At 40.5% G+C, this 25,424-nt stretch carries 22 protein-coding genes; 15 read left to right on the top strand and 7 right to left on the bottom strand.

Annotated elements, in window-relative coordinates:
- The first annotated feature begins 73 nt into the window (after positions 1-73).
- A complete protein-coding gene (locus tag OXT66_RS01155; RefSeq protein WP_268595239.1) occupies positions 74-799 on the top strand; it encodes a DUF554 domain-containing protein in 726 nt (241 codons plus the stop codon).
- A gap of 68 nt (positions 800-867) precedes the next feature.
- Here OXT66_RS01155 and OXT66_RS01150 read toward each other — a convergent pair whose 3' ends face one another.
- Positions 868-2,805 carry an ATP-binding cassette domain-containing protein gene (locus tag OXT66_RS01150; protein ID WP_268595238.1) on the bottom strand — a complete coding sequence of 646 codons (1,938 nt, stop codon included), beginning with the start codon at positions 2,803-2,805 and terminating at the stop codon, positions 868-870.
- 158 nt (positions 2,806-2,963) lie between these two features.
- On the opposite strand from OXT66_RS01150, the gene OXT66_RS01145 reads away from it, so the two are divergent.
- Positions 2,964-3,590 (top strand): TetR/AcrR family transcriptional regulator, encoded by a 627-nt coding sequence (locus OXT66_RS01145; RefSeq protein ID WP_268595237.1) that lies wholly within the window; start codon positions 2,964-2,966, stop codon positions 3,588-3,590.
- 32 nt (positions 3,591-3,622) lie between these two features.
- On the opposite strand, the gene OXT66_RS01140 is transcribed toward OXT66_RS01145, so the two are convergent.
- Positions 3,623-4,567 carry a D-2-hydroxyacid dehydrogenase gene (locus OXT66_RS01140; protein WP_268595236.1) on the bottom strand — a complete coding sequence of 315 codons (945 nt, stop codon included), beginning with the start codon at positions 4,565-4,567 and terminating at the stop codon, positions 3,623-3,625.
- Positions 4,568-4,687: 120 nt separating this feature from the next.
- Between OXT66_RS01140 and OXT66_RS01135 the strand changes: the two genes are divergently transcribed.
- On the top strand, positions 4,688-5,524 hold the full coding sequence (locus OXT66_RS01135) for a hypothetical protein (RefSeq protein ID WP_268595235.1): 837 nt from the start codon (positions 4,688-4,690) through the stop codon (positions 5,522-5,524).
- Positions 5,525-5,608: 84 nt separating this feature from the next.
- On the opposite strand, the gene yicI is transcribed toward OXT66_RS01135, so the two are convergent.
- Positions 5,609-7,888 carry an alpha-xylosidase gene (gene yicI, locus OXT66_RS01130; protein ID WP_268595234.1) on the bottom strand — a complete coding sequence of 760 codons (2,280 nt, stop codon included), beginning with the start codon at positions 7,886-7,888 and terminating at the stop codon, positions 5,609-5,611.
- A gap of 263 nt (positions 7,889-8,151) precedes the next feature.
- Here yicI and OXT66_RS01125 point away from each other — a divergent pair, with 263 nt between their 5' ends.
- From OXT66_RS01125 to OXT66_RS01080, 10 genes are all read left to right on the top strand, one after another.
- Positions 8,152-9,573, top strand: a complete 1,422-nt coding sequence (locus OXT66_RS01125) for an MFS transporter (protein ID WP_268595233.1) — start codon at positions 8,152-8,154, stop codon at positions 9,571-9,573.
- A 15-nt stretch (positions 9,574-9,588) separates the two neighbouring features.
- Complete coding sequence (locus OXT66_RS01120; protein ID WP_268595232.1) at positions 9,589-10,749, top strand: ROK family transcriptional regulator; 1,161 nt, start codon at positions 9,589-9,591, stop codon at positions 10,747-10,749.
- A gap of 83 nt (positions 10,750-10,832) precedes the next feature.
- Positions 10,833-12,287 (top strand): 6-phospho-beta-glucosidase, encoded by a 1,455-nt coding sequence (locus OXT66_RS01115; protein WP_268595231.1) that lies wholly within the window; start codon positions 10,833-10,835, stop codon positions 12,285-12,287.
- A 1-nt stretch (position 12,288) separates the two neighbouring features.
- Positions 12,289-13,182, top strand: coding sequence for an ROK family protein (locus OXT66_RS01110; RefSeq protein ID WP_268595230.1), 894 nt, complete (start codon positions 12,289-12,291; stop codon positions 13,180-13,182).
- Between the two features lie 386 nt (positions 13,183-13,568).
- Positions 13,569-14,531, top strand: a complete 963-nt coding sequence (locus tag OXT66_RS01105; protein WP_268595229.1) for an ABC transporter substrate-binding protein — start codon at positions 13,569-13,571, stop codon at positions 14,529-14,531.
- A gap of 12 nt (positions 14,532-14,543) precedes the next feature.
- Entirely contained in the window at positions 14,544-15,452 is a 909-nt protein-coding gene (locus OXT66_RS01100; RefSeq protein WP_268595228.1) for an ABC transporter permease, read from the top strand.
- Positions 15,445-16,209 (top strand): ABC transporter ATP-binding protein, encoded by a 765-nt coding sequence (locus tag OXT66_RS01095; RefSeq protein ID WP_268595227.1) that lies wholly within the window; start codon positions 15,445-15,447, stop codon positions 16,207-16,209. Before OXT66_RS01100 ends, OXT66_RS01095 begins: the two co-directional genes overlap by 8 nt.
- A 157-nt stretch (positions 16,210-16,366) precedes the next feature.
- Positions 16,367-16,828 (top strand): hypothetical protein, encoded by a 462-nt coding sequence (locus OXT66_RS01090; RefSeq protein WP_268595226.1) that lies wholly within the window; start codon positions 16,367-16,369, stop codon positions 16,826-16,828.
- Between the two features lie 26 nt (positions 16,829-16,854).
- Positions 16,855-17,250: a hypothetical protein gene (locus tag OXT66_RS01085; protein WP_268595225.1), complete on the top strand. Its 396-nt coding sequence runs from the start codon at positions 16,855-16,857 to the stop codon at positions 17,248-17,250.
- A gap of 124 nt (positions 17,251-17,374) precedes the next feature.
- Positions 17,375-18,349: a LacI family DNA-binding transcriptional regulator gene (locus OXT66_RS01080; RefSeq protein ID WP_268595224.1), complete on the top strand. Its 975-nt coding sequence runs from the start codon at positions 17,375-17,377 to the stop codon at positions 18,347-18,349.
- Positions 18,350-18,380: 31 nt separating this feature from the next.
- On the opposite strand, the gene OXT66_RS01075 is transcribed toward OXT66_RS01080, so the two are convergent.
- Both OXT66_RS01075 and OXT66_RS01070 read right to left on the bottom strand, forming a co-directional pair.
- Positions 18,381-18,770, bottom strand: a complete 390-nt coding sequence (locus OXT66_RS01075) for a VOC family protein (protein ID WP_268595223.1) — start codon at positions 18,768-18,770, stop codon at positions 18,381-18,383.
- Between the two features lie 12 nt (positions 18,771-18,782).
- A complete protein-coding gene (locus OXT66_RS01070; protein WP_268595222.1) occupies positions 18,783-19,790 on the bottom strand; it encodes a zinc-dependent alcohol dehydrogenase family protein in 1,008 nt (335 codons plus the stop codon).
- 423 nt (positions 19,791-20,213) lie between these two features.
- Between OXT66_RS01070 and scrK the strand changes: the two genes are divergently transcribed.
- Both scrK and OXT66_RS01060 read left to right on the top strand, forming a co-directional pair.
- Complete coding sequence (gene scrK, locus OXT66_RS01065) at positions 20,214-21,089, top strand: fructokinase ScrK (RefSeq protein WP_268595221.1); 876 nt, start codon at positions 20,214-20,216, stop codon at positions 21,087-21,089.
- A 30-nt stretch (positions 21,090-21,119) separates the two neighbouring features.
- Positions 21,120-21,890: a fructose permease gene (locus OXT66_RS01060; RefSeq protein ID WP_268595433.1), complete on the top strand. Its 771-nt coding sequence runs from the start codon at positions 21,120-21,122 to the stop codon at positions 21,888-21,890.
- 31 nt (positions 21,891-21,921) lie between these two features.
- Here OXT66_RS01060 and mnmG read toward each other — a convergent pair whose 3' ends face one another.
- Both mnmG and mnmE read right to left on the bottom strand, forming a co-directional pair.
- The gene (mnmG, locus tag OXT66_RS01055; protein WP_268595220.1) at positions 21,922-23,850 is read right to left on the bottom strand and encodes a tRNA uridine-5-carboxymethylaminomethyl(34) synthesis enzyme MnmG; all 1,929 of its coding nucleotides are present in this window, start codon (positions 23,848-23,850) and stop codon (positions 21,922-21,924) included.
- A gap of 35 nt (positions 23,851-23,885) precedes the next feature.
- The gene (mnmE, locus tag OXT66_RS01050) at positions 23,886-25,280 is read right to left on the bottom strand and encodes a tRNA uridine-5-carboxymethylaminomethyl(34) synthesis GTPase MnmE (RefSeq protein ID WP_268595219.1); all 1,395 of its coding nucleotides are present in this window, start codon (positions 25,278-25,280) and stop codon (positions 23,886-23,888) included.
- Positions 25,281-25,424: the final 144 nt, after the last annotated feature.

The raw sequence follows: 25,424 nt of genomic DNA, 5'->3' as shown, positions 1-25,424 counted from the left end.
TGTTGAATTGTTTTCCTCTTTTGAAATCCGTAAAGTAGGAGAAGTGAATTTAAATAGGATGGTGACTAAAACAATGCCAATTGGAATTATTATTAACGCCTTAGCAGTTTTACTAGGTGGAATTTTGGGAGCACTGGGCGGGAATTTAATGAGTGCCGAATTTAAAAACGGCCTCAACTTAACTTTTGGAATCTGTTCGATGATGATGGGCATTTATGCAATTGCCCCCATGAAAAACATGGCTGCCGTAGTTTTTGCTATTATTATCGGCACTGGTATTGGTTTAGCAATTCATTTAGGCGACTGGATTAATAAAGGCGCCGCCCAAATGCAACATTTCATCTCTCGCTTCGTTAACTCTCCCATGACTATGGATCAAGCGACTTTTGACGCTACATTAGTAACGGTGATCGTATTATTTTGTGTCAGTGGAACTGGAATTTACGGTTCTTTAACTGAAGGGATGAACGGTGATGCTACAATTTTAATTGCCAAATCCATTTTGGATTTCTTCACCGCTGTTATCTTCGCTGCTAATTTAGGTTACGTGGTTTCCTTGATCGCAGTTCCGCAATTTATTTTTCTTCTTTTATTATTCCTCGGCGCTCACTTTATCTATCCCCTCACTACTCCGGATATGATTTTAGATTTCAAGGCCGCTGGTGGCGCCCTGATGCTGGCATCCGGCTTTAGAATGGTCCAAATTAAGATGTTTCCAACGGCAGATATGATTCCCATGATGATTTTGGTCATGCCGATTTCTTGGTTCTGGATGCAAGTAATTTTTCCGTTATTATAATCAATAAAAAAGGGACTTTAAGTCCCTTTTTTTGTGAGTGGTTTTGGTCAATTTTAAGTGGCTGAATTTTATTCGTGACTTAAGGCTTCAATTGGATCTAACTTAGAAGCTGTTCTAGCTGGTAGCCAAGCAGCTAGTAAGCTGATTACTACGGAAACCGCTAATCCAAACAGGGCGTATTGCCAACCAATGGCTACAATTGAGTAGTTAATGGCTTTAGACGCGATTGCGTTAGCTCCAATTTGGGCTAGATAGGCTACGCCAACCCCAACAATACCGGAGAAAATCCCTAGTAAACCAGCTTCTGAGATAAATAACTTGGCAATATCTTGGCGCCGAGCGCCCAAGGCCCGCAAAATTCCGATTTCTTTAGTTCGTTCAGAAACGCTGATGTAAAGTACCACAATGATCATGATTGCGGAAACCAACAATGAAATTCCAGCAATCGCAGCCAAAACATAAACCGCCAAATCAACGTAGGTATTTAAGGTATCAACCATGGAACCAACTCCGGTAATTTGGTACCGAGCTTTGCCGGCTTGTTTCATTCCCTTAACTTCGTCTTTCACTTTATTCACGTTAGCCATTTTATCTACTTTTAACGTTAAGAAGTTCGGCTTTAAGGTAAGGTGATTGTCACTGTACATTTGCTTGAGCGTTTGATAACTCATTGCGTTTTGCATGTCCTTAGTGATTCCAGAAACTTTCAGTGTTTGTTTAATAACCACGGGTTGTTTTTTGGCGTTCACGGTGGTCATTGAGAAGTTAATTTGCTGACCCACTAACTTATTCACGTCGCCCTTAGTAAGTTTTTTAGCATCCGTTTTAGTTAATAGAATTTCATTTTTACCAGGTTGGGTCCCTTTACTAATGTTTTTCTTTAACATCGTTGCATTGTACGTACTAAAAGCCTGGACTTTATCTGTTTTTTGACCGCTAGTTAAAGTAGCATTGGCACCATAGGCTCCTTCTTCAACATTTTTGACGTGCTTAATATTTTTAATCCGAGCCTGATCACTACTTTCCACCTGAGCTTCTAACATCGCTGTCATCGGATTATCTTCAGACTTCACTTTTTTACTAACCTGCATCGCCGTGGGATTAACGTTTTGGTAAATTTCATGATTCATGTACCCCTTAACTCCGCTACCTAAACCCAGCATCAAAACTACTGAAAAAATACCGATAGCGGCTCCAAAGATGATTAGTAAATTACGTTTCAGGTTATAACGCATGTAACTCAGCGCCATTTTGACCATGTTAGCAAAGCTAAACGACTTACTAGTCATAGTAGAACTAGCTTCAGTTGGTACGTCAAATTTGGGTTGCAGAGTTTTATCGTAGTCAATCACGCCGCTTTCCATATGCACAATCCGCGTTCCGTGGTTGGCAACATCCTGAGAATGGGTGACCGCGATCACTAATTTACCATCTCGGGCAATTTCATCTAAAATTTCTAACACTTCTTGAGTGTTTTCAGCATCCAAAGCTCCCGTGGGTTCATCGGCAATGATCATATCCGGATCAGATGCCAAGGCCCGGGCAATGGAAACCCGTTGTTTTTGCCCTCCGGAAAGTTGGTTAGGGTATTTATGGATATGGTCCTTTAAGCCCACCTTAGTCAACAATTCCGTGGCTCGTTGTGTCTGTTCTGTATCGGTTAAAGTGGTCATTTCCAAGGCCACTTTAACGTTTTCTAAAATAGTTAAATGACTAATTAAATTAAAGCTCTGAAAAACAAAACCAATAGTTTGGCGGCGGTATTCATCCCACTGCTTTTCAGTGTTATTTCGCAATGATTTGCCGTTTAGTAACACGTCACCTTCGTAATTGGAATCCAGTCCTCCAATAATATTCATCAAAGTAGACTTCCCGCCACCGGATTCACCTAAGATCGAAACGAATTCGCCTTTATCAAAATCTAGATTAATTCCCTTTAAGACTTTAAATTCCTCTTTATTAAGGTAGTATGATTTGCGAATATTTCGTAGCTTTAAATAACTCAACAATTTCCCTCCTAAATCAACTAGTGACATTAATTCAACAACGTGTTTAAATAATAACGACCAGTTCAGTTAGATTCAATCAGCAATTTAACCTTAATTTGCTATTTTCTGAACACTTTTAATATTCGTTGTCCAATTAATGACTGGAGGAACTTAAATTGGTTGGTACTAAAAATAATCGCCGCACGCAATATACTATTGATACCATTCAACGCGCTTTAATTGAGTTATTAAATAACGCGCCTATCGAAAAAATTACTGTCACCCAAATTTGCGAATTGGCCGACGTCAATCGTGGCACGTTTTATCGCTACTTCTTAGATCCCTATGATTGCTTAGAAAAAATCGAGACTAAATTCATGGCAGTTGTCGAGGAAAAAATGCTAGCACTACCAGATATTCCAGAAGTAGGAGTAGTTCCGTTTGTCAAAAGTCATTTACTTTTGGCCCTAGAACAAATTGCAGCCAATGCTGATTTGATGAAAATGGTCTTTTTAAGTGGCCACTCTAAGATGCTCCAAAATTTATTTAATATCGAAGCTGCTACGGAACCCGGACCCGTTACCGTTGAAGAGGTTAAAACCGAAAAACAACGTAACCAATACTACAACCAGGAATACTACGGCACAGCCGTTTTAAGTGTCATTAAAGCCTGGTTACGCCTTGATATGCCGGAAACTCCAGCAGAATTAACGGATAAAATTGTGGCTCGCATCATGAACTCTCCAGAGTTACCGGCACTCCCACCTAAATTGACCCATAGTCCGCATTATTTTGAGAAATAAAAAAGCCGCCATTCATAGGCGGTTTTTTTAGATTAATATCCTTGTTGATAATCCACTAAATTCTTCAAGGTCTCACCTTGGACATAGGCTTTAACATTTTCGATAATCAATTGCCAAACTCGTTGGTTAATTTGATCTGAAAAGCCCGCATCGTGCGGAGTAATAATGATATTAGGAGCATCCCACAAAGGATTATCTGCCGGCAGTGGTTCTGGATTAGTGACGTCCACCGCAGCTCCCGCCAATTGTCCATTTCTTAAGGCTGTATTGAGGTCATTTGTCACAACCGAAGCTCCGCGACCCACGTTGATAAAGAAAGTTTGAGAACCCATTTTAGCAAATAAATCAGCATTGAAATAGTCTTTAGTAGCTGGGGTTAACGGTAAACTAGTGATCACATAGTCTGCATCTTTGAGCAGTGAGATTCCAGCCTCAAAAGTAGTTACCTCATCAAAATTTTCTAAAGCTTCACCATGTCGGTTAATACCGATCACGTGCATCCCAAATGCTTTTGCTAACCGCGCAATGTGACTGCCGATTTGACCGGTGCCAAACAAGACAGCGGTTTTACCGGTTAATTCACTAAACTGGTGCTCACGATTCCACCGATGTTTTTGTTGTTCTAATAGAATTGAATAGAATTTGCGTTCATATACCAACATATAGCCTAAGGTTTGTTGAGCAATATTTTCTGCGTTCGTGCCACGAGCGTTAGTCAACGTTACGTTGGCCTGGGCCAGTTGTGTTAATGGCAAACTGTCTACTCCAGCTGAAAAAGTTTGTACCCATTTTAGTTGGTTATCATTATCTAGAAGCTTGGCAAACGCTGGATCCCAACCCAATAAAACTTCAGTATTAGCTAATTGTTCGCTATTAGCCTGAACTCCATCAGAAATAATTTGGTAATCTGGTGCCAGTTGTTCTAACTGTTGCTGTTGTTCAGCTGTTAACTTCATAGAAGTAATAATATTTTTCATAAACTCACCCTTTCTAACTTAAATTCTAAAGGAACCACAATTAAATGCAAGAAAATGTCATTTTAGGCCTAGTTCATGTTACACTAATGACCAGCAAAAAAGGCTTGAAAGGAAACTATCATGAAAAAAATGACAACCATCGCTCTCGTAGTGGCTGGATTAGCCATTGGCGTCCAAACTGCGACTACAACTCATGCCAGTGTTAAATTAGCTGATGGGTACTTAAACGAAACGACTGTGTTTAATCGAGGTTATGTCACTACTAAAAAAGCTATCAAAACTAATTTATATCGAAATATTAACGGGCAAAAAGTTCGTTACACTATCCCCAAGGGAAGCACAATGAGTGTAGCTACCGTTGGTTACACTGAAAATCATGGACAAATAAAAACTAATATCAGTTTGAATTTAAGTAATACTAGCTATACTTTCAAAAAAACTTTTAGCGATTTTAATGCCCACCATGGTTACTGGTTAAAAACCGATTCAATGGCTTTGAAAAAAGATACGTTTAAGTTAGCAAACACCCAAAATAAGTTAGGCGGTTTAACGTTTGAAGCCGGCACTGGCGTCAAACATTTAACTGCCAAAACGGCCACACCTATGTTCACCGTTACGGATAACGGCTACTTACAATATTATTCCAGTGCTAAAATCAAAAACGCCAAACAATTAGACGGTGACTGGAACTTTGCCATTGCTAACGTCAAACCAACCAATACCCGTAAAATTATCAAAGTAAAACGGGCTAAAAACGTTACTTATTTGTACTATACTAAGCCAATCAACGGCTTGAAGGAATATAAGATTAAAAGCGGCCTTTACCGTTTGAAAATCAATCACATGATTGGACAAAACAGAACGCAAAAATTTGAGACCGGCGAAGAAGTGATTTCCTTAACTTGGACAAATTACTACGTAGGTGGCAAACGATTCTATGTGGTGCAAGAATACTAGAGTGCTAATAACTTCGATAATTAGCGGATATTAACCTAAAAAAAAACCAGCAAATTGCAACTACAATTTGCTGGGTTTTTTTATTTATAATTTAATTGTTGCTTTACCATCTACTAATTCCGCATCTAAAACATTTCCATTCAAATGAACGTAAACAGTGGAATTGCCTGTTAAACCAGTAGTTTCCACGGTAATAATATCCGCCTTTCGACTAGCAGTTACTTCACCGACGTGGTTTCCTTTTTGATCAACTACCCGAACTTGACTAACTGCATCTTCACCCAATTCATAGATATGAATTTCAGGGGAATCAGCATAGTCGTATTCAGCATGTTCAGCCTTAGGATTACGCAAAAGAATACTATTTTCACGAGCCATTACTGGCAAAGTTAATTCGTCAAAGGTTTCGTTCAACCAGGAACCACCAGCAATGTCGTAGACTTTTTCAGTTAAAATATTGGTCCACTTACCAGATGGTAAGTAGTATTTGACGTTGCCCTCTTCATTAAAGACCGGTGCAATTAATAATTGGCTACCGAGCATGTATTCATGTTCCAAGTAATAAGTGTTGCGATCTTCCGTGTATTCCAAGAAGACCGGTCTCATTAATGGGGTACCAGTTTCATGCGTATTAACGGCTTCGTTAAATAAGTAAGGCATTAATGATAGCTTCAAGTTAACGAATTTACGGGTATTTTCGACTGCTTCTTCGTCAAAAATCCAAGGAACCTTGTATTGGCCACTACCATGGTAACGAGAATGAGAAGACAATAAGCCAAACTGGGTCCAACGTTTATACAAATCTGGTGTAGCTTGTTCTTCAAACCCACTGATATCGTGAGCCCAGAAACCAAACCCAGAAAGTAAGAATGATAATCCTCCCCGCAATGAGTCAGCCATTGACTTGTAACGAGATAAATTGTCACCACCCCAGTGAACGGGGAATTTTTGTGAACCAACCGTAGCAGACCGAGCAAAGACAACGGCTTCATCTTCCCCTTTTTCTGCCTTAATCAAATCAAATACGGTTTCATTATATTGGTAAGTATAGTAATTATGTTCTTTTTCAGGATCTGAACCATCAAAGAAAACTGCATCTTCAACCGGGATTCGTTCACCAAAATCAGTCTTAAAGCAATCCACACCCATATCCAATAATGGCTTCAACTTATCTTGGTACCATTTAGCAGCGGCGGGGTTAGTAAAGTCCACAAACCCGTTGCCAGCTTGCCATAAATCCCACTGCCAAACGTTACCATCTTCACGCTTGATAAGGTAACCATTATCTCGGCCTTCTTTAAATAGCGGAGATTTTTGGGCAATATAAGGATTAATCCAAACACAAACTTTAATGCCGCGGTCATGAATTTTTTTAATTAGACCTTCAGGATCTGGGAATTGTTCCCGATCCCATAATAACGTGCTCCATTCAAAACCTTTTTGCCAGAAACAGTCAAAGTGAAAGACGTCTAGTGGAATATTGCGATCTCGCATACCATCAATAAACTTCAATACGGTCTCTTCACTGTAATCCGTAGTAAATGAAGTGGACAACCAAAGGCCAAATGACCAAGCCGGTGGCATTCCTACCTGTCCAGTTAAGCGGGTATATTTATTGAGCACTTCTTTAGGAGTTGGGCCATCAATAATAAAGTACTGCATGGATTGTCCTTCAACACTAAATTGAGTGCGATCAACATTTTCAGAAGCAATTTCAAACGAAACGGTCTGAGGTTCGTTAACGAATACCCCGTAACCTTCGCTACTCAAATAAAACGGAATGTTCTTGTAGGCCTGTTCACTTCCAGTCCCACCATCCTTATTAACAATATCAACTGTTTGGCCGTTTTTCACCAGAGCGGTGAAACGTTCACCTAAACCATAAATCAATTCATCGATGCCCATTGATAGTTGTTCACGCATGTAATGCTTGTTAGTAGAGTGATCAACAATTACCCCTTGAGCTTTTTCCAGGGATTTAGTAATCACTTTGTCCTGATGTAAGAAATCAATCTCAAAGTGCCCTCTATAAGGCATTTTAGCTGTGAGGTCACCTGATTTAAACGAAAGTTCATCTTCGCTAGTTTGAATTTCTATATTAGGATGTTCGTTTTCCAATTGGAAAGCGGGGCCTCTATCTGGTTGATCAAAATGAGTCAGCTTAACTCCAATAACCCCTTCAACCGGAGAAGTGAGCTCGATTGTAGACATTCCTAAGTTAAGTTCGTCCCCCCGTTCGTTAATATACTTGAAAGGAGCGTACAAAGTTAACTTATCGTCTTCTTGTTTATAGTCAAAAATTTCTTTTGGTGACTGAATTTCATATTGCGGTCTATCTAACCAATAACCATCAGTAAATTTCATAATGAACCACCTTTAATCTGTTTTCGGAAATTGAATTTCTTAATTGTTGTGATTAGTTTAGTTGTTATTTCATTTTTTGTCAACGCTTTCATAAAATGAATTTAAGTCCCACATCTGTGTATACCAGCGTTATATTATAGTAATTTTAATTGAATAGATTAGATTAAAATAAAATTTGACGAATGTAATCGGTTACAGTATACTCTGAATTAAGAAATTGAACTTTTTAATTGTTAACAATCTTAATCCAAGAGGTGTTAATTATGGACAAAGCTTCACCAGAACATGTACAACCAAGCAAGCCCATCACTACCAAAATCAAAAATATGGTTCCTTGGAACGAACGTTTTTCTTACGGTTTAAGTGATTTTGCTTGTAACCTATCATTTCAAATGGTCGGCACTTACCTAATGATTTTTTACACGGACACATTTGGAATTAGTGCCGCAGCAGTGGGGACCCTATTCTTCGTTGCTCGTTTCTTCGATGCTATTGATGGTCCCTTCTGGGGCATTATGATCGACCATACCCATACCAAATGGGGCAAAAGTCGACCGTACTGGTTATGGTTCTCAATTCCGTTCGCAGTTTTTTGTGTTTTAGTATTTACGACTCCTAACCTGAGTTTAACTGGTAAGTTAATTTGGGCCTACGTAACTTATATCGGCGTTGACGTACTATATTCGGCAGTTAACATTCCAATTACTTCTATTTTGCCTTCTTTAACTAATAATCCCCAAGAACGGGTAACTTTATCAACCATTCGGCAATTCATGGGAACCTTAGGGGCTGCAGTAATTACTGGGATTACCCTTACAATGGTTTCACACTTTGGTGGTGGTTCAACCACTAGTAAACGCGGTTGGTTCATCTGGGCATTAATCGTTGCTATTATTGTATTGGTATTATTTGCCATTGTTTTCTTCAACACCCATGAACGTGTTCAAACCAAGAGTTCTCGCCAATCATTGCCAATCAAAGAATCACTCAAAGCCTTACGGAAAAATTGGCCTTGGGCAATTATCATTTTTATCAACTTTGTATACTGGCTAGGAATGCAAACTCGTTCCCAAGTTACTGTTTACTTCTTCAAGTACAACATGCATAATGCCGGACTAGCATCATTTGTCTTGAGTCTTCAATTAGTTTCATTAGTAGCCGTAGTCTTGACTCCGCTCTTCTCTAGATTAATTGGCAAGCGCAACACTATGTTAGGTGGTATGTTAATCGCCTGTGCCGGTCAAGTCTTATTAAATATCGGTGCTGATCATTTAAGTACCGGAACCATCATTTTTGCTACCGTTATTGGTTACCTGGGTACTGGTTTTGTTTCTGGTTTGATTGCCGTTATGCTTGCTGACGCCGTAGATTACGGTGAATGGGTAAACGGTGTTCGAGCAGAAGGAATTGTTACTTCCTTCTCTAGCTTTAGTGCTAAGCTCGGCATGGGTATCGGTGGTGTTATCACTGGTTGGATTTTGTCAGCTTCAGGTTATATCGCTAACAAATCTCAAACTGGTGCCGCCCTTCACGGAATCGAATTAAACTATATTTGGGTTCCCCTAATTGGATTTGGTCTTTCAGCAATCGCTTTGATGTTTTATCATGTAGATGGAATCGAAAAAACGATGCAAGCAGATTTAGCGGAAAAACACGCCGCAGAAAATGCTGAAGATCAAATTTAAAAAGTGAGTAATTTAATGATTATTAATAAAGAAGTTATGCGCGATAACAACGAACGCTCAGTTTTACAGGCCATCATTAACTTTGGCCCCATCTCTAGAAACGAACTTTCTCAACGGTTAGGATTAAACAAGGTCTCGGTATCAGACATTGTGGGTTCCTTCGTAGAACGGGGCTTGGTCACCAGTATTGGTGAAGCCAAATCAACTAGCACTAGTGGGCGCAAGCCGGAACTTTTAAAATTCAATTCTAATTATGGTTACGTAGTTAATTTTTGTATTTCCGGTGATTCATTAGAAATGCTAGTAACTAAGCTGGACGGGCGAAATATCAAATACAGCGTGAATAAATTTGATAATCATACTATTACAGAAATCGTGGCAAAAATGGATGAACTAATCGATCAATTGCCAGACTTCGATACGGTAAATAATTTACAAGCTATTTCCATCGCGATTTTCGGCATTGTTTACCGCGGAGAAATCATTAGCTCTCCATTTGTGGATTTTGACGATTTTGACTTAACGGGTCACTTTCAGCAAAAATACGAAGTGCCAGTTATTTTAGAAAATGAGGCTAATTTAGCAGCTGTTTTCGAACAGGACTTTAGTCAACAAGAACTCCAAAACATTATCACCGTTAGTATTCATGAAGGGATTGGAGCTGGGATTATTGTTAACACGCAGCTTTACACTGGTTATTACGGCCAAGCTGGTGAAATTGGGCGTTTGATTTTGCATAGTCAAAACCAACAACAATTTCCTAGACTGGATAAAATGCCTAATTTTAACGATGAATGTTCCCAACAACAAATTCTTCAAAAAGCTGCTAACTTAAAAGGCCAAAAGAAATATTCATTAGCTGAGTTAGTTAAAGATTACAACGAAGACGATCCAGAAATAACGGACCTAATTGATGATTTTTGCTATCATTTAGCAATTGTTACTAGTGATTTAATTGCTATGTACGATCCGCAAATGATTTTCTTTAACTCGCCGTTAATCGATGAACTACCTGAAATCCTCAAAAAAGTTCAAATGAAACTCAGTTTTCTCAAACTAGTTCCCCCGTTGGTAATGTCTAAGGACGTCAAATTTGCTACATTATTAGGTGGCGCTTCATTAGCCATCCACAACGTCCTTCACATGCAGGGAACTAGATTAGTTTTTCACCACTAAACTTAAATAATATAAAACGAATGCGATACCCATTCGATAGTTTATTCTGTCGATGGTTATCGCATTTTTTTAGGAGAAATAATATGACAAATCAAGAATTACCAAATAATTTTTTATGGGGTGGCGCGGTTGCTGCCCATCAAGTTGAAGGTGCTTACGAGGAAGTCGGTAAAGGATTAAGTGTTGCTGATGTGATGACCTCAGCAGGTAATCGGTCAGAGCGAACAATCACTACCGGGATCGATCCCAGTTATTTTTATCCCAATCACGAAGCCGTCGATTTTTACCATCATTATCCTGAAGACGTTAAACTATTCGCCGAAATGGGCTTTAAGTGTTTTCGAACTTCCATTGCTTGGTCTCGAATTTTTCCGCAAGGTGACGAGGAAGAACCGAATGAAGACGGACTAAAATTTTATGATCGGTTGTTTGCTGAATGCTTAAAATACAATATTGAACCAGTAGTTACCCTCTCTCATTTTGAAATGCCTTATCACTTGGTAACCGAATATGGTGGGTTCAGAAATCGCAAAGTCATCACTTTTTTCACTAGATTTGCTGAAACGGTCTTTAAGCGTTATCGTAATCAAGTCAAGTACTGGCTTACTTTTAACGAAATCAATAACCAAGTTAACTACGATCGCGAATTTACCTTATTTACTAATTCCGGAATTAAAATCCATAATGGTGAAAATCCAGAAGCCGTAATGTATCAAGCCGGCCACTACGAAACCGTCGCCAGTGCATTAGCCGTTCAAATCGCCCATCAAATCAATCCTGATTTTCAAGTCGGGGCCATGATCGCTATGACTCCTGTTTATCCCGCCAGCAATAAACCTCAAGATATTCTTAAAGCTCAACGGGCCATGCAAACTAGATACTGGCTGTCAGATGTTCAGGTCTTAGGATCTTATCCGCAATGGCTAGTTAATTATCAAAAAGCCAAAAAGTTCAACTTGGACATTACTGAAGAGGATTTGGCTATTCTTAAAAAGGGGACCGTTGATTACTTAGGACTTAGTTATTACATGTCTTTTACCACCGCCGCTAGCGATAAAGAAGATGAATTTTATTCTTATAACGAAGCAACCGACCTGGTTAAAAATAATTATGTCCCTAAATCAGATTGGGGTTGGCAAATCGATCCTGAAGGATTGCGTTACTCCCTTAATTGGCTAAACGATCGTTATCACGTGCCCCTGTTTATCGTTGAAAACGGAATCGGAGCAATTGACCACTTAACTAAGGATCACCAAGTTCACGATCAATACCGAATTGATTACTTACGAAGCCACATAAAACAAATGAAACTCTCAATTCTAAAAGATGGCATCCCAGTTATGGGGTATACTCCGTGGAGTGCCATTGATATTGTTTCTGCTAGTACCGGCCAACTATCTAAACGTTATGGTTTTATTTACGTAGATCGTAACGACGATGGTAGTGGTAGTCTTCAACGATTCAAAAAGGATTCATTTGCCTGGTACCAACGGGTCATTGAATCCAACGGTGCGGACTTAAACTATGAAGGTGATTAACATGACAGCTAATGCGATTTTAGCAATCGATATCGGTGGTACTTCCGTTAAATACGGTCTGTGGCAAGATCAGAAACTTTCAAATAAAGGCAGTTTCAGCACTCCGACAACCACAACAACTATGCTAACTGCTTTAAAAGAAGTGAAAAATACACTGGAACAAACTGCTTTCACTAATATTATTGGGGCTGCTGTTAGCGTTCCTGGTTGTGTTAACGTAACTACCGGATCAATTTCGGGGATTAGCGCGGTGGATTATCTGAATAGCATTCCATTTAAAGACCTGTTATCTAGAGAATTGAACCTCCCAGTAAGCATTCAAAACGATGCTAATTGCGCGGCTTTAGCCGAACATGTTTGGGGTAACGCCAAAGATGTTAATAGTGCAGCCTTTATGATTATCGGTACCGGCGTTGGTGGCGCCATAATTGTCAATAATCAGTTATTTGGTGGTGAAGCTAATTTTGCCGGCGAGTTCGGCTATGCCATTATGAACTCTACGGGTGAGACATTGAGTCAACTAGGTAGTCCCGTCAAAATGGCAGAAAAATACAATCAACTAACTGATAGCTCCACTAATCTCACTGGCAAAGAAGTTTTTACTGCTGCGGACAATGGTGATCAATTAGCTCGTAAATGCGTCAATGAACTATATGATACTTTAAGCCTTGCAGCGTACAATTTAGTGGTTAATTTTAGTCCCCAAAGATTAGTGATTGGAGGTGGCGTTTCTGCTCGACAAGAGTTAATAACGGAGTTAAATAAACGAGTTAATGATCTTTTAAAGCAAAATGGCACTCCATTAAATATCGACGTTATTAACTGTCAGTTTTTAAATGATGCTAATTTGGTAGGGGCAGTATGTGAGTATCTAAATCAAAAAATAAAGCAGTAAGTAAATTAGATTTATCATCCCAAAAATCTAATTTATATATCAGCTACCCATTTTTCATTGACACCTTCCCCTATGCAATGCTACCCTTAAAACATCAATTGAACGAGGTAGCTGTTATGAACATTTATTCCAATAACCACTCACAATTGAATAATAAATTTGCCTTTAGCTTTTTCTTTAGATAGCGTTTGTATTCGACATTGATTAGATACGAGCGCACGAATTGCGTTCGTATCTAATCAAGAGCTAAAGCTTTTCAACATGAACTTAGCCGGTTAGATGCGCCATTCACATCTAACTGGGAAATAATACTATTGGGCCCAAGCCAGTTAGATTGAATTTCAGTCTAGCTGGCTTTTTTCTTGTTCAAAATTAAGGAGGAGCCCATGAAAAAATTTTTAGTAGTTATAGCAACTAGTCTAGGCCTGATCAGCTTATCTGGCTGCGGTACTCAAGCCAACCATCAAAAAACCATCCGGATTGGCATTTTGCAAATCGTACAACACGGTTCCTTAGATGCCGCTAGACAAGGATTTCAAACGGAATTGACTCACCAAATTAAGCAGGTGCATCCCACTTGGCAAATTCAATACGATTATCAAAACGCCCAGGGCGACCAAGCTAACTTAAATACGATGGCTCAGCAATTAACTCTTCAAAACTCACAATTATTGTTGGCCATCGGGACTCCGGCAGCCCAAACTTTGGCTCGTAAAACTAACCGCCTACCAATTTTAACTACGGCGGTGACAGACCTCAAAGCTGCAGGACTAGTCCACTCAATTCAAAAACCGGAGACTAACGTCAGTGGAACCAGCGATAAAGCCCCAGTTACCAAGCAACTACAACTATTAACATCCCTGTCTAAGTCGAAGAAGCCATTAGGCGTTATTTACAATTCATCAGAAGAAAACTCCCTTGCTCAAGTGGCGACGGCCAAACAATACGCAAAGAATCACCACCTCAAGTTAAAAACTATCAGTGTCACCACTACTAACGATATTCAATCCGCCTTAGCCAACTTCACCTCTCAAATTAGTGGTCTCTACGTTCCCACCGATAATTTAATGGCTAGTGCAATGAGTATCATCGGCAAAAATTCCCAACGAGCACAGATTCCGGTGGTTACCGGTTCAATCGAAATGGCCCAGGCTGGCGGAACGGCTACTTACGGATTAAATTACCGGGATTTAGGTAAACAAACGGCTCAAATGGCCGCTCGAGTCATTCTCAAGCAACAGTCACCATCAACCACGCCGGTAGAAACTGCCAACCATTTACAACTTTACGTTAATTCGACTAACGCTAAGCTCATCGGGATCAACCTGAAAACTATTAAGCAACCTTAAGGAGGTAACAAGATGATAATTGCAGGAATTGGACAGGGCCTTTTATGGGCCGGATTAGCCATTGGGGTATTTTTAACTTACCGTATTTTGGACATTCCAGATTTGACCGCTGAAGGGAGTTTTCCCTTAGGCGCGGCCATCACCATTAGTATGTTGACTCAAGGACACAACGTAATTGCGGCCACCATGGCAGGCTTTTTGGCGGGGTGTCTGGCTGGAGTTGTCACCGGTATTTTAGATACTATATTTCATATTCCATCACTCTTAGCCGGCATTTTAACCATGACCGGATTGTATTCCGTCAACATCCACATTATGGGGCGCGCCAATATCGCCTTAACTACCGAAAAAGTATTAACTAACTACCTTCCAGCTAATTGGGACCTAAATTGGCAAACTGTGATTATTGGAGTCCTAATCGATGTTGTTATTGTGGCAGTCCTCTGGTGGTATTTTCAAACTAATAACGGATTGTCATTAACCACGGTGGGCAACAACCCCATTATGAGTGCTGCCAATGGCATCAGCGTGAATGCCATGACCATCATTGGCTATGCCATCTCTAACGGTCTTATCGCCCTATCTGGATCGTTAGTCGCGCAGAGCAACGGATTTGCGGATATCGGCATGGGAGTGGGTACGATCGTTATTGGGTTAGCTTCTGTTTTAGCCGGCGAAATCTTTTTGCGTTCCCGGAAAATGTGGCTGCGTTTAAGTGCAATGGTGGTAGGAGCCGTTGTGTACCGGCTGTTATTAACCATCGCAATGTCTTGGGGCATTAACCCCAATGATTTAAAAATCATGTCGGCATTCATTTTAGTAGTAGTGATTGTCTTGCCACTCTGGCAGGCTAAGTTAAGTCACCGCCGCCAATTACAAAAATATTTTCACCAGTTAGAGGAGGGCAACACCCATGAATAATTCCACCGCCATTTTAGAAATACAATCGGTCAACAAAGTATTCTTTACGGAAAATAATTTGCCTAAACATATCCTAAAAGACATTAATCTAACCATTTATCCTGGAGACTTCATTTCGGTCATTGGCAATAACGGGGCCGGCAAGTCGACTCTCTTAAACGTAATTGCTGGTAATTTAACGGCTGATACCGGTTCTATTTACATCAAAAATCGTGACGTTACCAACCAAAACGTGACTAAACGGGCTAAGCACATTGCGCGAGTCTTTCAGGATCCCCAAGCTGGAACTGCCGGGGAATTAACCAGTTCCCAAAATCTGGCAGTAGCTAGTTCTAAGCGCCATTTTAGCTTACGTCCCTACCGTGGCAATTTGGCACCAACTGAACTTAAATCCCTATTGCAACAACCCCAAATGGGCCTAGAGCGTTTCATGGATACTCCGGCCAAATACTTATCCGGGGGGCAACGCCAAGTCCTTTCATTATTGATGGCAGCCCAAAAACAACCTGATTTGTTATTACTCGACGAGCATACCGCTGCACTAGACCCTAAAACTAGCGCGGCGGTAATGAAACTAACAGCTAACCTAGTTAATTCTCAACGTTTAACTAGCTTAATGATTACCCACAAAATGGAGGACGCCTTATATTACGGCAACCGGTTAATTATGGTTCAAGACGGACAGATCACGCATGATGTGCGGGGAGATGATAAGGAGCAATTAACGGTAGTTGAAGTATTAGAATGGTTTGAATAGTGGACTGACGTTGCAAAAATAAGAACACTGTTTTTTATTCATAACTTCTTACGTTAATTTATTTTTTAAGTTATTCCGTATTAGTTAATCAATCATTTTCAAGTTATGATATCAATGATAATATGTTATTGAACTATAACTTATGGAGGAGTTACGTATGAAGAAGAAGATCATCGGTTCACTCGCGTTGATGTTAGGGTTAACCTTAGGGGGATTAACCCAAATCAATCAACCAGCTGCAGATGCTAGTTGGCATAAAGGCACCCCGAAGGCTATCAAAGGCCATTGGCGCAGTAAGCTAAACAAGATCAACATTAACAACAGCCAACATTTGTGGAGCTATAAAGCATTAACGTTTACTGGTAAAAAAGCCAAGTCGGACGTTATTCAAGGGAACCATTTTATTATGAGTCGTCCCAAATATAAATACTTAGGCCATGGAACCTATAAAATCGTGGAAACCTACCATAATTCCCTTATGTATAAAAACAAAGTGAGTTGGTACGCCCATAAAGTCAATGCTCATAAAATCCTATTTAAAATGGGAAGCAGTAGTTACGACACCTATTACAAGTTTTCAGGTAAGGTCAGCAAGCGTTCATTTTATCCATATCCTTAATAAAATTCAGCTTAGGAGGAATTATCATGAAATCAATTTCTAAATCCTTAACCACAATCTGTGTGGCCACAACCCTTTTTACGATTGGCGGTTTACAATTAAATAACCAATCTGAAGTCGCTCACGCAGCTAAATATCACAAATCTATCCCTGCCAAGCTACGTGGTTACTGGCGTGGTCCTAAAAAATCAGGGACTCCCATTTATAATATCGGCAAATCGACCGTCAAGTTCAAATTTGCTTTTCAAGATGGCTACCAGTACGCATATACCAAAACCTATACCAAGTACCTGGGCCATAATAAATATCGCTTAAAATTATATCGACCAGGTCAATCTAAGGCCCTAAGTTATAATTATTTCAACCTGCACTACTATTCAAAACATAAAATGGCACTTGGCTCAATGGTATTTCATAAATAAATTAGTAAGAGGTGTAACTAAAGTCATTTGGTGGCTTCAATTACACCTCTTTTGTAACAAGGCATTGGCATCTTCAACCGCAACAACTAAAATGAAGTTAGTTTTTCAAAAGGATGGTGATTCCATGCACTCTCAAATTACAATCAAAGAAATTGCCACAGAAGCCGGTGTATCAGTAGCGACCGTCTCTAGAGCCTTAAATGATAGTCCACGAGTAACTCCGGCCACTAAACAACGAATTCAACAAATTGCTAATCAACTAGGCTATCGAGTCAATGATTTGGCCCGTAGCATTCGGGTCAAAAAAACCTTTACTTTAGGCGTGGTGATTTCTAATATTTTGACGTCTTTTTTCACTGAAATCATCGATCAATTAGAAGAGCAGGCCCTACAAAACCACTACCAAATTATCATTGCCAGAACTAACGAAGATGCGGCTAGTGAACAACAAGCGATTTCTGCTCTTCAACAACGGATGGTGGATGGCCTAATTGTTGCGACTGCTGATGTTAACAATATTTTAACTAATCTTGATTCCACTACCCCCACTGTTTTTATTGATCGGCAACCCCAAGAAGTTCAAGGAAATTTTGACGTAGTTCTAACCGAAAATACTGAAGGTGCCGCAGAAATAGTTACCACTATGCTTCATCAAGGCGCCCAGCGAATCGGTTTTATTAATAGTCCGGTTAGCACCACCAGTACCGAACGCTTACAGGGTTACCGCCAAGCACTATCACAAACCGAATTGCCATTAGATGATCGTTTAGTTTTAGCTAGCACAGTTGATTACGCTAATGTAGCTGATTTAACTGGCAAACTAGTTTACAACCTCCGTTGTGATGGCATTATCGCCGCTGATAACCAGATTCTATTGCACATCCTACACCGATTAACCGATCGTGATTTTCCTCAAATCATCTTAGGAAGCTTCGACGATTCTCCCTGGCTACAAGTCATGCGTTATCCGATGGTAATTGCCAAACAACCAACGGCCCAAATCGCCAAAGTTGCCTTTGACTTGCTCATGAAACGAATTCAAGACCCCAATCGAGCCACCAATATTAAACGAGTCAAAACTACCCTAGTAAGATATTAAAAAGCGCTAGCCAATACGGTTAGCGCTTTTCTTATTTCACAATTTCACAGAATTCGATGGTTTCATCGTTAGGTCCTAAAATATTGAAATACTTAATTCCACGTTCCCAAAAGGGTAATTCTTGAACCTGATCTTCAATAACGGTGTAACCCTCTGCTTGGGCAGCATCAAAGGTTGCTTGAGCATCCTGAGTATCTAACGAAATATGGTTAATGGCTCCAGCTTGGCGAACCACTGGATCACCAGTCCACGTTTCAATCGTTAAGTGGTTAAACCGCAAGAATGCCACTTCTCCCGCTCCGTTTTTAAATTGGCCGACTAATTGAAAACCCAATCCTTCATAAAATTCAATTGTAGCAGTCAAGTTATCTGTAGGAATTCCTACGTGTTGTAAATCAGTTAATTGATCAGTAATTGCCATTGTTAGTCCCCCTTATAGACTCTTTTCAATATTGACGACGGCTTTATTGATGGGATGATCAAACTTGCCAGCTAAATCATCAGCAACTTGGTCCAAAGTAATTTCGTCAGAAATCAACATTTCCACGTTTACCTTACCACTAGCTAACAAAGCGATGGAGTCTTCAAAAACATATGGGTTAATGAAGGAACCCTTAATATCTAATTCCTTTTGGAACACTTCATAAGAGTTAAGAGCAAAAGTATCAGTTGGATTAGCCACCCCAAACATTAAGACCTGCCCACCCTTACCGGCTTGCTCTACTGCTGCAGTTTGGGTCGCTGGCAAGCCCACACATTCAATGACCACGTCGTAACCAGTTGGAACCTCTTCGGTAGCATTATTGTAGAAATGCGTGGTTCCACAACGACTCATCAATTCTCGTTTGCGATCAGAATGACCAGAAACATCAATTTGACTCAAACCACTAGCAGCCAAAATTTGGGTGAATAATTGGGCAATAAAGCCATCCCCAATCACCAAAGCTTTTTGAGCAGGCTCTAAATTCAAACGTTTAATTCCGTGCATCACACAGCTGATTGGTTCAACCATTGCACCCGATAAATAAGAAACTGAATCTGGTAGCCGATAAACTACTCGTTGCGGAGCGGTGGTATATTCTTCTAGGCCACCATTGCGGGTTACTCCCACCGCACTTAGGTGTTCACACAATTGGGGCCGTCCTTGGCGACAATATTTACAATAGCCACAGTAAATATTAGGGTCGATTGCTACTCGATCACCCACTTTAATGTCAACAACGTCTGGGCCAACTGCTACTACTTCACCAGAATTTTCGTGTCCCAAAACAACTGGCATTTCAGCATCTGCTGAACCGGGTAAGCCTAAGTAAAGATGCTTATCTGTCCCGCAAATCCCAGAGTATTTAACTTTAATCTTCACTTCATCCCCACTAACAGTAGGTTCTGGCAAGTCTTTGATCTGCATATCTGAAATGTTTTCCAATACTAATGCTTTCATGTGATTACCTCTTCATTGTGAAATTAATTACAATAAAAGCTTAGCATATTTTAAAGCGCTTCAATTTGGATTATTGTTAATGAATAAATTCAAATTCAATTTAATATTTCACAATCATCAAGCATTTATCGCTGTCACAATAGCAATTAATTTTGACATTCACAATCGTTAACTATAATACAAACGTTTACACGATTACGTTGATTTTTTATTTCTACCACTAAAAAAGGGACCAATTAGCACAAGCTCAAATTTTTTTAAAGGAAAAATGTAAACGTTTGTATCGTTATAAGAGCAGTTTAATCATCAAAGAAAACGGTTCCAATGGTTAAAATAAACCGCTTTCTTTAAGTTACAATAATAGTATCAATCAATTAAAAACCACTTATTTCACTAAAAATAAAATTAACAGGAGTACCAATTATGCAATTAGGCAGTATTGAAGCCGGCGGAACTAAATTTGTTTGCGCTATCGGCAATGAAGATTACAGAACCTTAGATAAGGTGCGCATTCCCACCACTACCTCTGAAGAAACTTTGCAACGGGTAGTCGATTATTTTAAACAGTATCCAGATTTAAAAGCCATCGGCATTTCTTCTTTTGGACCGTTAGAATTACGACACAACGCTGATAACTTCGGTTATATCACCAATACCCCGAAACCAGGTTGGCAAAATACCGATTTTTACGGCACCATCAAACAAGCCTTTGATATTCCGATCGCTTGGACTACAGACGTGAACGGCTCTGCTTATGGCGAATACGTGGTTTCAACTTTGTTCAATGAAAAAGTTGATTCACTAGTTTACTACACTATTGGGACTGGCGTTGGCGCCGGCATCGTTAATAACGGTGAATTTATGGTAAGCTTAGGGCATCCAGAAATGGGCCACGTTTACTTAAAGCGACATCCAGAAGATCTTGATTTTGCTGGTATCTGTCCTTATCACAATGATTGTTTGGAAGGCTTGGTAGCCGGCCCGACTTTTGAAGCACGCCTCGGTATTTCCGGTCAAGACGTTCCTCACGACCACAAAGTATGGGACATTATGGCTTACTACGTTGCCCAAGCCGCCATTCAAACCACACTCACTATTCGACCAGACAAGATCGTCTTTGGTGGTGGAGTTGTTAGTGAATGGTTCCTTGATAAAGTTCGCGCTCAATTTGCCGAATTACTCAACGATTACGTCGCAGTTCCACCACTTGAGCAATACATCACCATGCCTAACGTTAAAGAAAATGGTTCTGCTACCCTTGGTGATTTTGCCATGGCATTAAAGGAATATAACCGTTAAGAATTAATTGAAAAGGATGTGGAAATTTTGCTGAATCATAAAGTCTTAGCTACTGAACCGCAAACTGAAATTAAACCCAAAATCCGGAGTCTTTCCATGGCTGCCTCACTAGGATTCTTTGCCCTTTCACTAGTAATTAACTCTGCTGGTAACGTCTTAACCCTAGTTACTAGTGCCAAAATCATGCCGTCTTTTTTAGGATCTGCCTACTGGACAGCAGCGGAAGCCAATTTTGGAAACGCCGTTCATTGGAATTTATTTTGGACCTTTCTAATTATCGGAGTTTTAACCTCATTATTGAATGCCGTGTTAATACAGAAATTTGAATGGAAACGCATTTTAGGTAATCTAGCCTTCATGGTTCCCTTCTCAGCCTTAATTCAGCTCTTTGAAGATTTCTTCATGGGCAAGTATCCTAATTTGTTTAGTGGTTTTCCAGAAGCTAAGACGCCCCTTATGATTGGCCTCTACGTCTTAATTAACTTTGCCGGGGTGGCTCTCATTGCGATCGCCATTTCAATTTATCAACGGGTTAACCTAGTTTTGCATCCCGCTGATGACTTAATGCAAATCTTACGATTCAAATTTTTCAAGGGCCAAGCTGCACCAGCCATGTGGGCTTCTTATATCCCACCTACCATCCTTGCCCTCATCGCACTCTTAATTACCCATCAATTTACTAATTTCGGCTTAGGGACGGTTTTTGCCTTCCTAGCTCAAGGCGGCATTACGGGCTGGGCTGACACTCATGTATTTAAGAACTTGCATCACCAAGCATTGGATGTAGGTAAAGATGAATAAATAAAAAAACATCGCCATACGGCGATGTTTTTTATTGGACTTTTGCAATTTTTCCCTGTTGGATATACACACTCAAAATGGCAATATCAGCTGGATTAACTCCGCTGATCCGACCTGCTTGGGCTAGTGTTTCAGGTTGAATTTGCTTTAATTTTTGGTGAGCTTCAGTTGCAATTCCGTCGATGGCGTCGTAGTCGATGTTATCCGGAATCTTCTTAGCTTCCATCTTCTTCATCTTCTCAACGTTTTCTTCGGCTTTAGCAATGTAGCCAGCATACTTGGTCCTAATTTCAACTTGTTCGACTTCTCTGCGACCTAATGCTTCCTCAGGTGCATCAATGAACTGCAAGAGCGTTTGGTAGTCAACATATGGCCGCCGTAAGAAAATAGCAGCTATAACACCGTCTTGTAATGGCTTGTCGCCGTGGGCGGTGATAAACTCGTTAACTGCCTCGCTAGGCTTAATTCGAATCTTAGCTAACCGATCCAATTCAGCTTCTACAACGGCTTTCTTAGCCAAAAAAGCTTCGTAACGATCGTCAGTAATCAAACCTAACTCGTGCCCCTTTTCGGTTAAGCGCATGTCGGCATTGTCATTTCTAAGCAATAACCGGTATTCGGCCCGACTAGTTAATAACCGGTAAGGTTCCTTGGTTCCCTTGGTTACCAAATCATCGATCATTACTCCGATATAGGCTTCATCCCGCTTCAAAGTAAAGCCTGGCTTGCCTTGAGCCCGTAAACCAGCGTTAATTCCGGCAATTAATCCTTGGCCTGCAGCTTCTTCGTAACCAGATGTTCCGTTAGTTTGGCCAGCGGTAAAGAGGTTTTTAACGACCTTAGTTTCCAAGGTTGGTTTTAACTGATAGGGTGCAACCACGTCATATTCAATCGCGTAACCTGGTCGCATCATTTCAGCGTGTTCCAAGCCTGCAATCGTGTGAATAAATTCCTGTTGCACTTCTTCTGGCATGGAAGTAGAAAGCCCTTGGACGTACCATTCTTGTGTATGGCGACCTTCAGGTTCTAAGAATAACTGATGGCGCTTCTTATCAGCAAAGCGAACAATTTTATCTTCAATAGATGGGCAATAACGTGGTCCCACCCCTTCGATCACTCCGGTAAACATCGGAGCTCGATCAAAGTTTTCGCGGATAATTTCGTGCGTCTTTTCGTTGGTGTAGGTTAACCAACAGGAAAGTTGATTCTTGACAGTAAGGTAGTCCTCGTCCTTAGATTCATAACTAAAGAAGTTAGGCGTTTCATCACCGGGTTGTTGTTCCGTCTTCGAGTAGTCGATAGTTTTGCCGTCTACCCGTGGGGGAGTCCCCGTCTTAAACCGTTCCAAATCAAAGCCCAATTTTTCCAAATTAGCGGTTAGCTTTTCAGCGGGTTGAGAATTATTAGGACCAGAAGCATACATCAATTCTCCGATGATAATTTTGCCTCGAGCAGCCGTTCCGGCACACACTACTACCGCTTTAGCCCGGTATTTGGCACCAGTATTAGTGATAACGCCCCGACATTCGCCGTCTTCGATGATCAAATCATCAACCGTCCCTTGACGTAACGTCAAATTAGGTTCGTTTTCTAGTGTTTCTTTCATTTCAGCGTGGTAAGCGTGCTTATCTGCTTGAGCCCGTAACGCTTGAACAGCAGGGCCCTTTCCAGTGTTTAGCATCCGCATTTGCACGTAAGTTTTATCAATATTTTTACCCATTTCACCGCCAAGAGCGTCGATTTCTCGAACGACAATCCCTTTAGCTGGGCCCCCAATTGATGGGTTACATGGCATAAAGGCTACCATGTCTAAATTAATGGTAATTAAGAGGGTTTTATTTCCCATTCTGGCAGCAGCTAATGCCGCTTCACTTCCAGCGTGGCCAGCGCCGACAACGATTACATCGTAATCATCACCAGCGTAAGTCTGCTTAACTTCGCTGACTTGTAAACTTTTCACGAGTTGATTCCTCCATAAATGTTTCACATGAAACGTTACTTACCCAAACAGAATTGGCTAAATAACTGATCCAATAATTCATCTTGATAGCTGTCGCCAGTAATTTCACCTAACAAATCCCAACAATTGGTCATGTCAATTTGAACTAAATCAACTGGCAGGCCACTATCCAAACCATCTACGACCGCTTTTAAGGAAGCGTTCGCCCGGTTTAATAGTCCAATATGGCGGGCATTAGTTACGACGACATCGTTTTGACTATTTTCAATTCCTTCGTTGAAGAATAAATGAGCGATAAGTTCTTCTAGTTCTTGGAGGCCACTGGCTTTAATTGCCGAAGTGGAAATGATGTTTTTACCTCCCACTAAGTGCTTAACTTCTTCTAACTCAATTTGTTGAGGCAAATCCGTTTTATTTAAAACTACGATTCGTTGTTTGCCAGCAGTGGCGTCAATTAATTCGCGATCTTCTGCAGTCAGGGGTTCGCTGGCATTTAAAACCAACATAACCAAGTCAGAGCTATCAATAGCCTTACGGGAACGATCTACCCCGATTTTTTCGACCTTATCTTCAGTATCATGAATTCCGGCGGTATCAATTAACTTCAACGGTACCCCGCGGACGTTAACGTATTCTTCCAACACATCCCGAGTCGTCCCCGGCACATCAGTAACAATTGCCTTATCTTCATGGAGTAAATGGTTTAACAAGCTTGATTTACCCACGTTAGGTCGACCAATAATGGAGGTCGCTAACCCATCTCGCAAAATCTTGCCTTGTTTGGCAGTAACTAGCAACTGATCAATTTGAGCATGAACCTGTTCGGCCTTTTGCCGCAGTAAGCGGCTGGTCATGGTTTCCACGTCATCATACTCTGGATAGTCGATATTAACCTCTACTTGGGCCAATACATCCAAAATATCCTGCCGCAAATTTCGAATTAGGTGGGATAAATTACCATCTAATTGGTTAATGGCTACCTTCATAGACCGATCAGTTTTCGCTTCGATCAAATCCATTACAGCTTCAGATTGAGACAAATCAATTCGGCCATTCAAAAAAGCTCGTTTGGTAAATTCACCTGGTTCGGCCATTCTAGCGCCGTTACTTAATACCATTTGTAAAATTTTATTAGTGGCCACAATTCCACCGTGGCAGTTTATTTCTACGATGTTTTCCTTAGTGTACGTCCTAGGGGCGCGCATCACTGAAACCATTACTTCGTCCACGTCATCTCCCGTATCGTGATCAACAATGTGGCCGTAATTAATTGTGTTAGTGTCCACTTTAGCCAAATTTTTGCCCCGATAAATGCGAGCAGCTACGTCGACTGCATCATCTCCACTAATCCGAATGATAGAAATTCCACCTTCACCAGCTGGAGTTGAAATAGCAGCAATCGTGTCAAAATCAGTTGTGGTTAAAACCATAATTGTGCTCCTTTCGTTAATAATTGAATTTAGAATACAAAAAAAGTGCCCACACCACGCCAAAAAAGGCGTGGATAAAGCACTTTCACTACTTTACCTAGTTAAGATAAGAATGATTACCTATATAATATTCAAATTCATTTG

It is taken from the genome of Lentilactobacillus senioris, from assembly GCF_026798195.1.
Classification (GTDB): Bacteria; Bacillota; Bacilli; order Lactobacillales; family Lactobacillaceae; genus Lentilactobacillus; species Lentilactobacillus senioris_A.
This window is presented reverse-complemented; position numbering and strand designations above follow the sequence as displayed.

Excerpts from the sequence above, each read along its gene's own strand:
- OXT66_RS01080 (WP_268595224.1), top strand. The coding sequence starts at position 17,375 with ATGCACTCTCAAATTACAATCAAAGAAATTGCCACAGAAGCCGGTGTA.
- OXT66_RS01140 (WP_268595236.1), bottom strand. The coding sequence starts at position 4,567 with ATGAAAAATATTATTACTTCTATGAAGTTAACAGCTGAACAACAGCAA.
- OXT66_RS01155 (WP_268595239.1), top strand. The coding sequence starts at position 74 with ATGCCAATTGGAATTATTATTAACGCCTTAGCAGTTTTACTAGGTGGA.
- OXT66_RS01135 (WP_268595235.1), top strand. The coding sequence starts at position 4,688 with ATGAAAAAAATGACAACCATCGCTCTCGTAGTGGCTGGATTAGCCATT.
- yicI (WP_268595234.1), bottom strand. The coding sequence starts at position 7,888 with ATGAAATTTACTGATGGTTATTGGTTAGATAGACCGCAATATGAAATT.
- OXT66_RS01095 (WP_268595227.1), top strand. The coding sequence starts at position 15,445 with ATGAATAATTCCACCGCCATTTTAGAAATACAATCGGTCAACAAAGTA.
- OXT66_RS01075 (WP_268595223.1), bottom strand. The coding sequence starts at position 18,770 with ATGGCAATTACTGATCAATTAACTGATTTACAACACGTAGGAATTCCT.
- OXT66_RS01125 (WP_268595233.1), top strand. The coding sequence starts at position 8,152 with ATGGACAAAGCTTCACCAGAACATGTACAACCAAGCAAGCCCATCACT.
- OXT66_RS01085 (WP_268595225.1), top strand. The coding sequence starts at position 16,855 with ATGAAATCAATTTCTAAATCCTTAACCACAATCTGTGTGGCCACAACC.
- OXT66_RS01100 (WP_268595228.1), top strand. The coding sequence starts at position 14,544 with ATGATAATTGCAGGAATTGGACAGGGCCTTTTATGGGCCGGATTAGCC.
- scrK (WP_268595221.1), top strand. The coding sequence starts at position 20,214 with ATGCAATTAGGCAGTATTGAAGCCGGCGGAACTAAATTTGTTTGCGCT.
- OXT66_RS01115 (WP_268595231.1), top strand. The coding sequence starts at position 10,833 with ATGACAAATCAAGAATTACCAAATAATTTTTTATGGGGTGGCGCGGTT.
- OXT66_RS01110 (WP_268595230.1), top strand. The coding sequence starts at position 12,289 with ATGACAGCTAATGCGATTTTAGCAATCGATATCGGTGGTACTTCCGTT.
- OXT66_RS01090 (WP_268595226.1), top strand. The coding sequence starts at position 16,367 with ATGAAGAAGAAGATCATCGGTTCACTCGCGTTGATGTTAGGGTTAACC.
- OXT66_RS01120 (WP_268595232.1), top strand. The coding sequence starts at position 9,589 with ATGATTATTAATAAAGAAGTTATGCGCGATAACAACGAACGCTCAGTT.
- mnmE (WP_268595219.1), bottom strand. The coding sequence starts at position 25,280 with ATGGTTTTAACCACAACTGATTTTGACACGATTGCTGCTATTTCAACT.
- OXT66_RS01105 (WP_268595229.1), top strand. The coding sequence starts at position 13,569 with ATGAAAAAATTTTTAGTAGTTATAGCAACTAGTCTAGGCCTGATCAGC.
- OXT66_RS01070 (WP_268595222.1), bottom strand. The coding sequence starts at position 19,790 with ATGAAAGCATTAGTATTGGAAAACATTTCAGATATGCAGATCAAAGAC.